Source organism: Sinorhizobium sp. 8-89 (genome assembly GCF_030124325.1).
Classification (GTDB): Bacteria; Pseudomonadota; Alphaproteobacteria; order Rhizobiales; family Rhizobiaceae; genus Sinorhizobium.
On the sequence record NZ_JASKLR010000039.1, the window covers coordinates 1 to 14292 of the forward strand.

9 protein-coding genes and 7 pseudogenes are annotated in these 14292 nt (G+C 59.8%); 8 read left to right on the plus strand and 8 right to left on the minus strand.

The features are described from left to right. The 5 genes and pseudogenes from QN219_RS31495 to QN219_RS31515 form a co-directional block, all read right to left on the minus strand. A partial coding sequence (locus QN219_RS31495; protein ID WP_284004357.1) for a transposase zinc-binding domain-containing protein occupies window positions 1-315 on the minus strand: 315 nt, incomplete at its 3' end. A gap of 9 nt (window positions 316-324) precedes the next feature. Beyond that, window positions 325-1194 (minus strand): tyrosine-type recombinase/integrase, encoded by an 870-nt coding sequence (locus tag QN219_RS31500; RefSeq protein ID WP_284004358.1) that lies wholly within the window; start codon window positions 1192-1194, stop codon window positions 325-327. A gap of 547 nt (window positions 1195-1741) precedes the next feature. Continuing rightward, a pseudogene (locus QN219_RS31505) lies at window positions 1742-2578 on the minus strand (transposase); the annotation flags it as partial. A gap of 162 nt (window positions 2579-2740) precedes the next feature. Then, window positions 2741-3922: a hypothetical protein gene (locus QN219_RS31510; RefSeq protein WP_284004359.1), complete on the minus strand. Its 1182-nt coding sequence runs from the start codon at window positions 3920-3922 to the stop codon at window positions 2741-2743. 635 nt (window positions 3923-4557) lie between these two features. Then, entirely contained in the window at window positions 4558-4896 is a 339-nt protein-coding gene (locus tag QN219_RS31515; RefSeq protein WP_284004361.1) for a hypothetical protein, read from the minus strand. 283 nt (window positions 4897-5179) lie between these two features. On the opposite strand from QN219_RS31515, the pseudogene QN219_RS31520 reads away from it, so the two are divergent. Then, window positions 5180-5397, plus strand: a pseudogene (locus tag QN219_RS31520) (type I secretion system permease/ATPase); the annotation flags it as partial. Window positions 5398-5565: 168 nt separating this feature from the next. Here the strand turns inward: QN219_RS31520 and QN219_RS34390 are convergent. Further along, window positions 5566-5967, minus strand: a pseudogene (locus QN219_RS34390) (hypothetical protein); the annotation flags it as partial. Here QN219_RS34390 and QN219_RS34395 point away from each other — a divergent pair. From QN219_RS34395 to QN219_RS34405, 5 genes and pseudogenes are all read left to right on the plus strand, one after another. Continuing rightward, entirely contained in the window at window positions 5854-6129 is a 276-nt protein-coding gene (locus QN219_RS34395; protein WP_405052300.1) for a CGNR zinc finger domain-containing protein, read from the plus strand. The pseudogene QN219_RS34390 and the gene QN219_RS34395 sit on opposite strands and share 114 nt — an antisense overlap. Window positions 6130-6169: 40 nt before the next feature. Further along, window positions 6170-7216 carry a UvrB domain 3-containing protein gene (locus QN219_RS31530; RefSeq protein ID WP_284004364.1) on the plus strand — a complete coding sequence of 349 codons (1047 nt, stop codon included), beginning with the start codon at window positions 6170-6172 and terminating at the stop codon, window positions 7214-7216. A 2-nt stretch (window positions 7217-7218) separates the two neighbouring features. Then, window positions 7219-7371 carry a hypothetical protein gene (locus QN219_RS31535; RefSeq protein ID WP_283979567.1) on the plus strand — a complete coding sequence of 51 codons (153 nt, stop codon included), beginning with the start codon at window positions 7219-7221 and terminating at the stop codon, window positions 7369-7371. Window positions 7372-7490: 119 nt separating this feature from the next. After that, the gene (locus QN219_RS34400) at window positions 7491-7718 is read left to right on the plus strand and encodes a hypothetical protein (protein WP_405052301.1); all 228 of its coding nucleotides are present in this window, start codon (window positions 7491-7493) and stop codon (window positions 7716-7718) included. A gap of 1394 nt (window positions 7719-9112) precedes the next feature. Continuing rightward, window positions 9113-9409 (plus strand): annotated as a pseudogene (locus QN219_RS34405) (ThiF family adenylyltransferase); the annotation flags it as partial. 801 nt (window positions 9410-10210) lie between these two features. Here QN219_RS34405 and QN219_RS31540 read toward each other — a convergent pair. Further along, window positions 10211-10791: pseudogene (locus QN219_RS31540) on the minus strand (TrbG/VirB9 family P-type conjugative transfer protein); the annotation flags it as partial. A gap of 71 nt (window positions 10792-10862) precedes the next feature. Next, window positions 10863-11398: pseudogene (locus QN219_RS31545) on the minus strand (VirB8/TrbF family protein); the annotation flags it as partial. Window positions 11399-11465: 67 nt separating this feature from the next. Here QN219_RS31545 and repC point away from each other — a divergent pair. Further along, window positions 11466-11823, plus strand: a pseudogene (repC, locus tag QN219_RS31550) (replication initiation protein RepC); the annotation flags it as partial. Between the two features lie 1947 nt (window positions 11824-13770). Beyond that, entirely contained in the window at window positions 13771-13941 is a 171-nt protein-coding gene (locus QN219_RS31555; RefSeq protein WP_284004365.1) for a hypothetical protein, read from the plus strand. Window positions 13942-14292 lie beyond the last annotated feature (351 nt).

Consider the following 14292-nt stretch of genomic DNA (forward strand, 5'->3'; position numbering starts at 1 on the left):
AAGGCAATGACTCGGCCGCGCAACGCAATCGGATGTGATTTGCCCATCGTGTCCCTCCCGTCGAAGGCAGGGAATCACAGCCAATCCGATTTGGGAATCTGGAGGGTTCAATGAGGTCGCGCGGGAATTATAAGCGACGCGGCTCAAGTTGCAGTCTTCGCAGGTCTCGACATGGCCGCCGAGCGCTGCCGTCCGGCACAGCTCGATCGCCGCCATGACGCGGCGCTCCACCCGGCCGAGATGACCGGCATGGGCTTGGGTATAAGCGGAGCCATGGCGGCGGAAGATCTCCGCCACCTCCAGCGCCGGTCGCATGGCGCGGTCTCAGGCCGGCGGCACGACCTCGAGGCGCAGCCGATCGAGCGGGCTCTCAGTCCGGGCGATCGTGGTTGTCGCCACCTGCGTGTAGCGCGCCGTCGTCGACAGGTTGGTGTGCCCGAGCAGCACCTGGATGATGCGGATATCGACGCCGCTCTCAAGCAGATGGGTGGCAAAGCTGTGCCGCAGCGTGTGGACGCTGACCCGCTTGGTCAATCCCGCCGCCTTGGTCGCCGAACGGCAGGCGGCATAAAGCACCTGCACATCGATCGGCTTGTCGCCCCGTCCGGGAAACAACCAGTTCCTCGGGCGCGCCAGTCGCCAATAGGTGCGCAGGATGCCGAGCAGCTGCGGCGACAGCATCACCGTGCGATCCTTGGCGCCCTTGCCGTGACGGACCTGGATCACCATGCGCTGGCTGTCGATGTCGGCGACCTTCAGGCTCACCGTCTCCGAGGCGCGCAGGCCCGCGGCGTAGGCGGTCGTCAGCGCCGTGCGCGCTTTCAGCGACGGCACCGCTTCGAGAAAGCGCACGACCTCGTCGGCGCTCAAGATCGCCGGCAGCTTGCGCGGCGTGCGCGCATAGGCAATCCGCTCGGGAATCTCCGCCCGGTCCAGCGTCACGCCGTAAAAGAACCGCAGGGCGCAAACCGTCTGGTTGAGCGCCGGCCAGGAGATGCCCTGCGACACCAGGTACACCTGGAAAGCGCGCACATCCTCCAGCCCCAGACGATCCGGGGAGCGGCCGAAATAACGGCTGAACTTTGTCACGGCATGCAGGTAGGATCGTTGCGTGGCCGGCGACAGGTTGCGGAGCGTCATGTCGTCGATCATGCAGCGGCGCAGCGGGTTCACCGCTGCCGGGGCGTCGGTCATCGGTCGGTCTCCTGGTCAGGGGTTGGTTCTCAACACCCCAACATCCCATCAGGAGACCACGCCTCCAAACACCCACCGCTCCCGCGTCAGCGGGTTAGTTCAATCTGGAGGGTTCTGTGAGGTCGCGCGGGGATGCGCTGGCGACCGGACGCCGGGCGCGACCTCATTGAAGCCGGATTGAACTGGCCCGCTGACGCTGGCACGGCGTTATGGGTTTTGTGCTGCGGCGTTTGCTCTTGGCACGCCGGTATCGATGGCGCGCGTCGCTGTGGCAAGGGCGATGCCGCAGTGCGGCGACATCCAGCGCTGGGGTTGCGGGGAACACCGCGGTCTTGACCGCGGCTTTGGCAGAGCCGGAACCGGAGCGGGATGACGCAAGGGACACGGGCCCCTGTCGCACCGACCGGGGCCGGTGCAGCAAGGCTGTCGGGACCAATGGGCGCGGCGGCGTGCACTCATGACGTGTCGGGCCATGGTCGCGCCCGCGGCAGCCTGGCGGTGATGCGCAGGGTGCCGCCGCAACAGGGACAGACGGCGGGATCGAAGGGCGCGCGCGCTGGTGCTCGGGCCGACGGTCTTCGGGCCGGCGCGGGGCATCGGCCAGCAATCGCTTGATGACGGCGAGCCGAGCCCGGCGGATGCCGTTGGCGAGGAAGCCGTAATGGCGGATGCGGTGGAAGCCGTCGGGCAGGCAGTGGAGCAGGAAGCGGCGGATGAACTCGTGCGGCGCCAGCGTCATGGAGCGCGGTGCATTGCCGTGGCGGTAGTCGCGCCAGCGGAAGGTCACGCCGGTGTCGTCGGCGCTCATCAGGCGGCTGTTGGCGATGGCGACGCGATGGGTGTAGCGGCCGAGATAGGCGAGCACCCGTTCGGGCGACCCGAACGGCGGCTTGACATAGACGACCCAACGCTTCTTGCGCAGCGCCCGGGCCAAGGCATTGCCGTCGCCAAGCGGTTCGAGGGCGCCGAAGAAGCGCGGGCCTCCGGTCGCCTGCGCCGCCTGCAAGCGCTCGAGGAACAGGCGGCGGAACAGCCGGGAGAGCACCCGGACCGGCAGGAAGAAACGGCGGCGGCGACAGGCGATCCAGCGCCCGCCATCGGCGGATAGGGCGCCGCCGGGGACGAGACAGTGGAGATGCGGGTGATGGGTCAGCGTCTGCCCCCAGGTGTGGAGGATGGCCAGGAAGCCGAGTTCGCCGCCGAGATGCCGGGGATCGGCGGCGAGGGTCTTGAGCGTCTCGGCGGCCGCCTCGAACAGGATCGTATAGACCTGCCGCTTGTTCTGATAGGCGATCGCGGCGATCTCGGCCGGCACGGTGAACACGACATGGAAATACGGCACCGGCAACAGATCGGCCTCACGGTCGGCGAGCCAGCGCTCGCGCGCGCGTCAGCGGGTTAGTTCAATCCTGAATCCTAAAAACCGCGACGTGCTTTAGGTAGAAGCCGGCACCGCCCCACAGATTTCGTATTGGCCGTGCGATAGGAAGGCTCCTGCAACCGAAACCGGTCGGGAGCCTTCCCGTCGTATGCCGTGATCGTACCGTTATGCCGCGATCGATTTGGAGGACTGGATCTGGTTGTAATATTGAATGATGTTGACAGTCTGGCCGCTTGACAGTGCGGCCTGCACATCTGCCGAAGACATGCCAAGTTGCAGTTGAGCGTTGTTGACCTGCAAATCGAGTGTTAGCGCGCCGGCCTGATTATAGGCGGCGTTCCATTCCGTGACCGCGTCATTAACCTCGTTCAGGACGGCTGTGAAGTTCGAGGAACCGGCATCGGCTATGGCGGCCTTCAAGTCGCTTATGGCCGCGTTGATTTCACTTTCCAGCGTCTGCCATTCTTGCAGGACACCCTGCAGTGCGGTCTCGATCTGCTGCGTCTCGCTGGCCATGTTGGCGTAGTTTGTCGTAAGTACCTGAAGGGTGGCCACGTCGGCCGTCAGGCCTGTGATGGCGCTCTCATCCGCAGCGATCTTGTTCTTGTCGGCGGTGATTTTTAAGCCGTCAAGCGCTATGTAGGTGGTGGCCACGGCAACCGCCGGTCCCATTACGAACCACACCAAAGCACCCACCGGCCATAGTGCGATGGTTGCCACGACACCAATCGTCAAGGCCACACCATCGGCAATCCCGAGCGCGATAATGGCGGCGGTCAGGCTTTTGATTTCGGCTTGCAGTGATTGGATGTCGGCGTTGAGCTGGTCGATCTGAGCCTGATCGGCGTTCGCAGCCTGGGCCGAAGCTGTTGCGATGGTCTGCAATTGCGTCGCCATGTCAGGGAGCGTGTCGCCGAAATTCTGTACGGCGGTCACGGCTCCCGAGATGAAGGTGACGACGATGGCGAGTTGCTTCGAGAGACTGTCGAGGTCCCTGTCAAGGATCGACAGGGCAGTCTTGTTCGATGGATCGCTCACCAGTATCTGGGCTTGGTTTTGGGCATCCGTCAGCAATTGGCTGATGATGTTGTTGTAATCCTGGACTTCAGACGGTACGTCGAGCAGACGCGCCATCACGTTGTTGACCCAGCTAAGGGCATCGCTGTTCGCTTGTTCGTAAGCGGTGACAAAATCCTGCCAATCTGGCGGGTTTTGGCTCAAGGTTGGCAGTTTGGATGTGAGCACGCTGGTGACGTAGGTATTCACCATGGCAACGTTTTGCTTATACGTGTTCTGCGTAGCTGCAATGGATCTTGCGTTTTTTCGAATGGCAAGCGCAAGCGACATGGTCGTCCTCCTTTAGACGAAGTTGAATTTGCAATGAAAAAGCAGATGCTTGCCGCGAAATGCGCAAGCGAAACGTTTATCTATATTTTTGTGACGTCGAATTCTTCAATGCTTGTAGCAGTGGACAGAAAACAAGAAAGTTCTTTGTGCGAATTCACACGAAGCTACTTGGGATACGCACATGCTTTTACAGCGCCCAATCGCCACTGCATCCTCGTTCTTCCATCCCGGGAACGTTCCACCGTTCTGACTTTGAAAAGGGAGATGCCACGCATTTCTTCGTCACAAGGCCAGCTTGTTGGCGAGAGCTAGGGGATCATCCGGCGATTACTGCATTACTGTTCGTCGATATAAGAGTTATAGCGTAAAACGACGCCTTAACGCATCCCTACGAAACTACTGGTTGCAACGCGTTTGATAAAAATTCGTTGATTCCTAGCTGCCAGAACATACGGGTCATGCGGCCGAGGATGGAAGCGCTCCCCGCAATATCCATTCTCTTCTGGTTCCTGGTGTCATCCTCCTCTTTTGCCGACAAATCTTACGCAAACGAGCCTTCTCACGCCTTGGACGGTACCGGGGCGGCCACGGCAACTTCCAACGTGGCAACACCCCTGCCGATTGACGATCTACGCCTACGGCCGAAGAACCTCCCGCCGGTGATGCTCCTTGATCGTGGCAATCTCGTCGAGCATTTGCTTCAAAGCGTCGATCGCCTCCTGCTCATCCGATGCAAGTGGCGTCTCTGGCCGGAAATGCTTGAGGAGAACGAGCAGGGCATCGCCGATACGGCCGAGTTGCTTGCCGTAGCTGCCAACTTCGGCCAACACCTCTTCCTCGACAGCGGGTGCGCTCGACCGACCTAAGTTGACGGTGATGGCGCTGTACTGGTTGTTGAATGGGCTGAATAGCGCCGCCCAGGGTGCGATAGTTTGAGTAACGTCGCCAGAGAGTGGCAACTTGAACATTGGCATGGCTGTGCTCCTGAGCGTTCTCCGCCTCACCACGAACCCGCGCAACAGCATGAGGCGTAAAGCTGCTCCGCCTGCCCGGTAGTCACGCCCCGCTTATGCGCCACCTTGATGGCCACGGCCAGATGGTGCGCGGCCAAGGGTGACACCTCCGCCACAAGATCAACGCCGGCCTGCAGGTGCTGCGGCAGTTTCTCTCCCTAAGGCAAAACGATCAGAACCGATCCGTTACCCGAATCGCCTCCTCGACTTCGCTCCAATCCACCGTTGCCCTTCTGCCCGGCTGTCACCGATGGAACCACGTTCGGCCGCGACCGTCAGCCTGCCGCCGCCGCGCGGGCGATCGCCTTCAAGTCGGTCAGCTTCCGCTACGCGCACAACGCCCCCGACGTCGACAACATCGCGCTCGCTAACCCGGCGATGTCGCGCGAGGCAGTCATGCGCGTCGCTCGGCTTGCCGGCGCGGACGAATTCATTGCGAAACTTCCCCGTGGCTACGACACGCCCGCAGTCCCGAGCATCACTGGACTGCGAGAGCCGACAGGAACATGATCCCGCCTTCAACGCGTTGACGAATGCTCGTGAGCCTCCCGAAGTCGTGACGGCCAGCAGTCCATGCGTCGCTTCATTGAAGACGCCGAAGAGGGTCAGCACATTGTCGATGTCAGTCTCGACGAACTCCTGGGCTTCCACCGAACCGATCCCCCGCACTGCCAGAATGTGGTTGATATTGGCCCGTCGAGTGGGTTTCGTGCTGTTCTGCACTCGTTGACATCCTGGGTCGGCGGACACCACATCCGCATCTGGAGCGATGATGTCCAAAATCTGAGTCAGAATCTCTCGGACGCTCGTGCAGAAATGGTGAGCAGCGACCGGCTTTCGAGGATCCAGTGAGAACAGAGCATCTTCCCAGCGCCGATCGAGCAGTTGAACGTGATGCTGAGCCGGGCTCCCGTAACCATGGCACTGCCTCCAGGAGGGACTCTGACCTTTTCCGCGGCAAACTCGGACACCTTGATCCAGCGAGTCCGGACAGCTAGCACTGTCAACCTGGCATCGGCCGTTGCGCGTTATGGCCTTTCCAGATTGCGGGTCTGTGTCGCCGATCCCTGTCGAGACGCATTCATCGACACATCAAAAAAAGGCTCGCGTCGCTTCTGCGGAAATAGATGTGCGAACCGCTGGCACGTCGCCACGTTCCGCCAACGAAAGAAGAAGGACGATTACGCCAAATGATTATGCCGCGGGCGCGTTGTTCACCAAAGAACCGGCGATTATGAAGCTGTTGATCGTTGTCGATAAGCTTCTCACCGGGTTCGACGCGCCGCCCTGCACCTATCTCTATATCGACAAGTCGATGCAGGATCATGGCCTCTTCCAGGCCATCTGCCGCACTAACCGGCTTGACGGCGAAGACAAGGACTTCGGCTACATCGTCGATTACAAAGACCTGTTCAAAAAGGTCGAGAATGCCATTGCGGTGTACACGTCGGAACTCGACCGCTCGACCGAAGGTCCCGATCCCGATGTCCTGCTGCATGACCGGCTGAAAAAGGGCAAGGAGCGGCTCGAGCAGGCGCTGGAAAGCATCGTGCTCCTGTGCGAACCCGTGGAACCGCCGAAGGGCGAACTGGAGTACATCCGTTTCTTTTGCGGCAACACTGAAATCCCCGCCGATCTCAAGGAACGGGAGCCGCAGCGCGCCGCCCTTTATAAAGCGACCGCCAGCCTCGTACGAGCCTACGCCAACATTGCCGACGAGATGGATGCTGCCGGTTACAGTGCCGCCAATGTCGCGCGCATCAAGAAACAGGTTGAGCATTACCTGAATGCCCGCGACACCGTGCGCCTGGCGAGCAACGAAAGCCTCGACCTGAAGGCGTACGAGGCCGATATGCGGCACCTGACCAACACCTATATCGAGGCGGACGAACCGCGCAAAATCTCGCCCTTCGACGGCACGAGCCTGCTTGAGCTGATCGTGAAGACCGGCATTGCCGAGGTCATTTCATCACAGCTTGCAGGGCTCAAAGGCAACAAGGATGCCATCGCCGAGACAATTGAAAACAACGTCCGCAGCAAGATCATCAAGGAGCACCTGAACGATCCGGCCTTCTACGAGAAGATATCGGCGCTGCTGGACGAGATCATCGCCAACCGCAAGGCCAAGGCGATCGAGTACGAGGAATATCTGAAACGCATCGCCGAAATCGCGCAGCGCATCGAGATGGGGCAAGCCCACGAAGCGCCGCCCAGCCTAAACACGCCGGGCAAGCGAGCGCCCTTTACAATAATCTGGGCCAGGACGAAGAGCTGGCGCTGAAAGTGGACGAGGCGGTGAAAAGCAGCCGCCCGGACGGGTGGCGCGGGGTGCAGCCGCGCGAGCAACAGATCAAGGCAGCCCTTTATAAGGTGTTGCAGGACTTTGCCGAGGTCGAGCGCGTGTTCCTGATTATCAAGGCTCAGAAGGAGTATTGATGGTCACACAGCTCGACATCGGCGGCATTTCGGTGGACGTGGTATTCAAGGATGTCAAGAACGTCCATTTGAGCGTCTATCCGCCGACCGGTCGCGTCCGCATCGCAGCGCCATCCCGCATGAGCCTCGAAAATATCCGACTTTTCGCTATTTCCAAACTGGAATGGATAAAGAAGCATCAATCCAAATTGCTGTCGCAGGAACGTGAGTCTCCGCGTGAATATCTGGAGCGCGAAAGCCGACCGATAACCGTTTTCGTTTCTGTCGGAGACGATCGAGGAACAACTGAACCGCTTCCTCTCCCCGTTCGAAATGATCCCAGGTTTCGGCTCACATTGCGCCTTTAGAAGAACGCCACATACCGAAACGACGGCTCGATGCCGGCAGGAAACGGCATATTTCCCAACGACAAAGCAGGTTTGCGGCGGATCAAACACGACGTTGCAGGAATTCGCCAATGGTCCCGCATATGCTTCATCCACCAAGTACGGTGGAAAGGAACTGAACTGGCAATCCATGGTAACGGGAGTACTTGCTGAAATCCGCGAGTCAACACGTCAGTAAACGATTAGCGCTCCAAATGCTCTTTTTGCAGAATTATCGTTCCTTCCGAATCAACTCGGACAATGGAGACCTAGATGGCAAAAGCGCCGAATCACGGAATTCCAAGGCACACGCCTCCCTAACCACCGCCGGGAGGCCGGGGCGTCCGGATGGCGTCCCTCCCGGTCCCAAAAATCCCCCAAAGCCTCCGGATTGTCCCGTGGGCTGACATCATGATAAGGCTCCGAGATCTGAAGCCGGGTCTGGTTTCCCATTGGGAACCAGCCTGGAAGGGTTAGATTCGAGTTCGAATTGAAGGACCTTGCCGCCTTCGTCGGGGACACCCTCCGTCTCGATGAAGTTCAGCTTGCAGAAGGGGTGGTATGGCTTGCGTTTGACTGGCCTCTCTCCGACGGTCGCGTATTGCCCCTTGAAGCGGCGTTTCCCGACACCTATCCGTTCGTCCCCAGGTGGTGCTGCGCGGGGATCCGTCGACCTTTCGTGAAGAGCATCGCTCACCTGCCGGCGGGACCCTCTGTCTACTCGGACGGGATACGAGCCTCTGGTCGGCGGAATGGACCTTAGCGACGTTGCTAGAGCGGCAGCTTGAAACCGCTGTGAACGGAACGGGCACCGAGGATCCGCAAGGCGAGCCCATGGAGGTCTGGTGGAACTTATCTGGCGCCCAACTGCGAGGGATTTGTCGAGGGCAGCTACGTGCTGGTGGACTCCGGCTGGCAGTTCGGAGACGCAGCAACTGGAGCCGTACGTCTCGCGTATTCGACAAAAAGTGGGAGGAGGGAGCGCCTTCCGCGGCGCGACGAAGACGGAAACGTCCTCGCGACGAGGGGCTTTCCCCTCCCCCCGGAACTGCAAGCCAGCAGCAAGACCGCAACATTTCCCGGCGACGCCAAGACCGCTTCCCTCCTCCCTCGCGCGAGAAATGGCATGATGAGGGTCCGGAACAATCTCGCCTTCAAGCGACGCGCTATCGACAATTCCTCGACATCCATCTCGATCTCGGTGACGATACAGTCGACCGAACTGAGCGCCGGCGTCAAAGGGAGAGGGATACCTCCTCCCACAGCTCTACGGACCCGCGAATTCGTTCCGCGCAGCGAGGCCGGATCAAAGGGTCACTAACCCGTCGCTGGTTGTCGTTCCGACCTTCTGTCGGTGACTTGAAGAACAAGACGGGGCCGTCCTCGGATTGAGTGCCATTGGCGCTCCCGTCGCGATCGAACTCGCTCGCAATGGCTGCAAGCAACTCGTTGTCGTTGACCACGACGTTGTCGCGCCTGGGTCGATCCGCTGGCGGTTAGGCGCAACAGCATGGGGCATTCTGAAGACTACTGCGGTAAAACAGCATGTCGATGCGAGGTATCCTTGGACGTCGGTGGAAAGCATTTCGCACTTCATCGGAATGCCGACCGCTCGTGGTGGGAAGGGGACGCTTGCGTGCTCCCCCCGATCATCGAACGGGCGGATCTCGTAATCGATACTACTGCTTCGTCCGGCATCTGATCGACCGATGCTTTTCACGTTACATTGAGGGAAGCTTTAGCGCCGCAGGCCTGCAGGAGACCCGTCGGGTTCGGCTATGACGTCAGCGAATCGACACAAAATCGGGGAAACGCTTTCCGCGGTGCAGTTAAGTAGCATGGGATAATGAGCCCATTGATCCTCGGCCGGACGTTGCTGCCGTGCTCGTGGGGCGACATAGAAAATTCACCAACTTGCTTCATCCTTGCGCAACAATAGTTGGCGATCACCTGATGGTGACCACCGGCGGACCTACCTGATCCCTGTCTCATTACGAAGGGCCAGACAAGGGGCTCCTCAGCGCAAGCTGGGTAGTCTAAGATCAACTGATCTTCACGTTCATTCCGATTTCCATCCGGAACAAACATCGACAGCTCAAAATGGGTAAACTTCCTCTTTCGTCCGCCACGGCAGCATTGACAAAAGCTACGCCCTAGAGTCAGCGTACGATCTGAATGTTCAGGAACCTTCGAGAGAACTCAAGATTTCGCCGTAATCGCCTGAACTTCTTTCTGTCCGCTTCGGATCGCGCGTGAGGAACTCGGGCCAGCGAGCGATGCCGTCTATTCCCTAGGGCTCTGCCAAGTGTTGCGATGTGAGTCGGGTACAACTGGGTGAGTAACCGCTCGGTCAGTCGCCGAGTGCGAGCCTCGATTTATGGCTTTACACCGGAACAATACGTGGCCAAGGAGTTGCCGACTTTGCGCTAAACCCTTGGCGCGGGAAGATAAAAACGGAAACCCCGCAGAGCGCCAATCGACCGCGGGAACTGGATTGTAGGTCCTCTGCCCGTCGGAATAGACGCAGGTCGCGCGCCAGGGCGCCGTACCCCCTACGGAATACCGGAAGTCAAGCCGTTCGGCCGCTATCCCCGTGCTTGTGGGGCCAAGCCGAGCGTTGATATCGATGAGCTTGCTCCCAATGTCTTGCAGGGGTATTCGAAACCACCTCGAGCCATGTACTGGCTTAAATGAGATTTGAATTGGATGTGATAGGTGCGCCTCGATGTGGTGACGACCATCGAGGTAACGAGTTCCGGTTCCGAAGGCTTGACGATGAGGTGGATCGTCTGAACTTCTGCCGGGCCTGACGTGGCCGGCTCGTTCTTCACCGAACGGTTATCCCCTACCCGCACGTCGCAAACTGCTCGCCACTCGAGCTCGATGTCGCAGACTTGCAAGGGCGAGCAGATGACCAATGGTTGAGTTTCACCGAAGAGAAAGACGACCTTGCCGTCGGCTCCTTTCTGACGACTCCTGTACCAGCCCGCCATTCGCGGGAGGTCTGGGTCCCCTTCGCCTCGCCCGCGTTCATAGTTTGCGCAGAAGCGGGCATTCCCACCGCTCCAAACGCCCATGGCTGCCAGGGCAGCGGCCAGTCTCATCGTTCCCTCCTTGAAGTCGGAGTCAAAGCTGTGCCGTCCAGTCGAAGTCCGTCAGGTAAAGACCTATCGGGTTAAGTCGGCCCACGGACTGGTCCTGCGGCGTCGTGAGCGTAACCGTCGCGATCCCTCTGTAGCGACACACCCCGGTTTCCTCGCCCTTCCGGTCACGCTCAACTCTGTCCAGTCGATTTGATAGGATCAGTCGGAAAGGGCGACGATGTTGTTCACTTCAACTGCTGCCGTGGCTGTCTTTGCCTTGTCGAACAGAGAATTACCGCGAAACGAGGCGTTTACCTTCTCGGTCGAAGGGCGGACGGTTCGCAGCAGAGCGCAGGTGCGATCGATACAGCCTTTCTGGACGACGGCGTCCGGGGTGACCGAGCGGAAGCTAGCGATAAAGCTCCCTAAAGTGCGCACCACTCGGGGGTCGGCACATTCGATCTGCTCCGGAAAACCTGCGCTGAGCGCCGTTCCGAACCTCTCGTCTTCGACTATGTAGGGGACGAGCTTCACCTGTGCGCTCTGAAAGAGCCCATAGGCAAAGCCGATAACCGCCATGGTTCCCCGTGGAGATCGGCCGGTCGAAAAAATTGAGCCGGTCGTGGAGCAGGCTAGGGAGGCGCACAGGACCTTTCCCTTGGCGACAGTGCTGAAAACCTGCCCGGGAAGCATCGATATGGCCCCGGCGGAACGATCGGCAGTTGGCGCGACTTGATGATCGCCGCCGCACTGTACGAACGATGCTTTGCGTTGATCCCTCGGCTTATCAGGATGCCTGCCTGCTAGGCGCTGAAAGCGCCGCGACGCTGGTTGCGTTTACTCTTGAAAGGGTCGGCCACATCGATTCGGCCGGCGGCTATCTGCGGGATCTGACACGGAGGGCCCGGCGAGGCGAGTTCTCGCTCGGTCCGGTGCTCATGGCCTTATTGAGAGGACGCGCAGAGAAGACGCGTAGATGGTCGTACGCGAAGGGGCCGATGTAGGTCGACAGATCGGCTCGCCGGCACCAAAGGCAACATCCAAGGCGTACGATGTTCGCGATAAAACGAATGTGGGGGCCAACGGCTCCTTAGAAAAGTTCCCCGCGGGGAACTTTTCTAAGGCCTGGAGGGAGTACGGGTGGGAAGCCGCGATCAAGAAACCCCGAGGTGACGGAAATTATCGGCCAGATGGCTTCTGGATCGCATCGAAAGCCCTGGACTTACAAGCACTTACCGGAGCAGCGAAACAGCATCAACAGAGGTGTTCAACCATCATGGCGCGGCGGCGAATCCCCGACTGCGCGAGCAGTCTCTGACATTTCTTGCGCTAAGGCAACGGCGGTGTGCCGCCCTCTCCCAACATCTGGTGACCGCCAAGTTAACTGCAGAATGTGGCGCCTCCGGGCGCCGCCGAGGCCGTAAAGCCCTCCCTTGGCGCCCACCATGACTTATCACAGGAGGGGCCTGAGTTATCCGCGATGAGTCGCTGGCCTCGCGCCGGCGCTGTTGCGAGTTGCGGGGTCCCTTTTTCGCGCTTAGTCGCGTTCTGCGGATGCTCTGTTCTCCGAAACACGAGGAATGCCCCTCGCTAGCCAGAGCCTCCGTTCGCACAGATGCCCTCCCCGCTTACGAATCGACAAACGAAAGGCAATTCCTGGTCTCGGGACGAGAGCTTTGAACATCCCTGTCTTGAGGACCCTCAGGCGCGTGCTTATGCGACCGCCTGCCCCTGATTCTTTCTGGACGTGTTGCTTCGGCGCTTCATGGTTTTCGCGGGCTTCTTCGCGCTGCTGTGCGGCCGCCTGTCACCCCTCACCTCGCGGCCTGACGGGAACTTTTCTGTCGCTGAAAGTTCCCGGGGATTTTTGTATTTCAAGTGCCAATGTCCTTGCGGGGCCGAAGATCAGCGCGTGGCAGTTAGTCACCGATCGCGATCGCCTTCCCTGTTTCGCTAAACGTTCCCCGCGGGGAACCTTTTCAGCTGCGTTAGCCAGCGACCGCGTGCCCCGGCGTACGTCCAACTCAAATATAGAGAGCCGGTCGCTGGAAACGGCGATTCCGCATGATCGGTCTCTCGGATCGTGAAGTTTCCCGCTGGGAGCTTTCCGCCGGCAGGCATTGGCGGCGCTGCGTCAGGTAGCTAAAGGCAAGGAAGGGCGCTGGCAGCTGTTTCTGACGATGCCAATGCTTGCAGCGAATTACAGGCGGCTCAAAAGTTCCCGCGGGCAATTTCTTAGTCGAACCGGACACCATCTTGTCCGGGCGCCTTAGCCGTTGGCGTAATCTTTGGCGCGGACATGGGTCAGATAGACACGGGCCCAAGCATTCCATTCCCTTAGAAGTTCCCCGCGGGGAACTTTGGACAGGGCTCAGTCCCCTGTGCTTGCGTGTGCAAGGTTTGCTGCGAGATCGCAGCCGGTCCATGACTGACCGCTATCTAAGCTCAGATATACTTGTTCACTCAGGAGTTCTCCGGCGACCGCTTGAGCGCCGCACTCGATCGATGGGCTCTCTCGGGCGGTAACATCAGCCGTCACGTTCTTAGCCGTTGGTGGACCAGAACGCGTAAGGCCGAGGACCTAGTCGTCCGCTCAACGCTCCCTTGCTGACTTTGCTTTGAGGCTCGGCCAGCGCCGGGAGTCCACATTACACCTCAAATACTTTCCGTTTCGGGAGGGCGCTGCGTTCCTAAAGTTCCCCGCGGGGAACTTCTCGGCGGTTAGCCAGTCGACCCGCCTCACTGCGATGAGGGCGATCGGGCATGAAGGCGCTGTCATTGTTGAAGTCAACGCCTAGAAGCGGAAAGGGCCACAGCTATCTCGCCCGCTTGATGGCAGCAATCACAACACCGCTTTCGCGCGTCTGCACGGGCACGCACTCGTTCCAGTCCTGTGGCGATATCGGTCAGCACCATTATCTGCACAAACTGCCGGACGACTAGGTGCCGGAATGGGCCACGAAGTCTGCCTGACAGATGCGGGCGGCGGATCGTTCCAGTCGCCGCAGGAGGCGCCGGCGTTGCCCGCCGCGAGCCGCAGCACGCACTTCCGAGAGCAGGCGATCCATTGTCACCGCGCTGATCGTCAGCAGCTTGTCGCGAAGCTCGCCATCAAGATCTAGTCGGCTATGTCGCTCGAGGGCCGGCGCAGGATGGGAACTAGCGGCTTGAGACGTTTCCAGCAGAGCCGTTCAGACGCCTCCCACAAGACTACGAGTGCTCCCCGAACTTCGGCGCCATAAAGCACGGGATATTGTCTGGTGGGTGACGAACCGACAGCTCGCCATGCTAAGCCGCCTCGCCATCCAGAGAACCAGGATGATAACAATGAATTCATCTCCTCGGGGCGGCGGCGATCCTATTGGTAACAACATCAGGCAATAGGCGGGGCTAGTTTTTCATTTCGCCCGACGCCCCCTCAGCTCATCGGTGTTGGTGCACAGCGTGGAATTGATGCATCAGGCCGAATCGGA

Coding starts and splice junctions, on each gene's coding strand:
- QN219_RS31500 (WP_284004358.1), bottom strand. CDS start 1,194: ATGACCGACGCCCCGGCAGCGGTGAACCCGCTGCGCCGCTGCATGATC.
- QN219_RS31510 (WP_284004359.1), bottom strand. CDS start 3,922: ATGTCGCTTGCGCTTGCCATTCGAAAAAACGCAAGATCCATTGCAGCT.
- QN219_RS31515 (WP_284004361.1), bottom strand. CDS start 4,896: ATGCCAATGTTCAAGTTGCCACTCTCTGGCGACGTTACTCAAACTATC.
- QN219_RS34395 (WP_405052300.1), top strand. CDS start 5,854: ATGGCACTGCCTCCAGGAGGGACTCTGACCTTTTCCGCGGCAAACTCG.
- QN219_RS31530 (WP_284004364.1), top strand. CDS start 6,170: ATGAAGCTGTTGATCGTTGTCGATAAGCTTCTCACCGGGTTCGACGCG.
- QN219_RS34400 (WP_405052301.1), top strand. CDS start 7,491: ATGAGCCTCGAAAATATCCGACTTTTCGCTATTTCCAAACTGGAATGG.
- QN219_RS31555 (WP_284004365.1), top strand. CDS start 13,771: ATGGGCCACGAAGTCTGCCTGACAGATGCGGGCGGCGGATCGTTCCAG.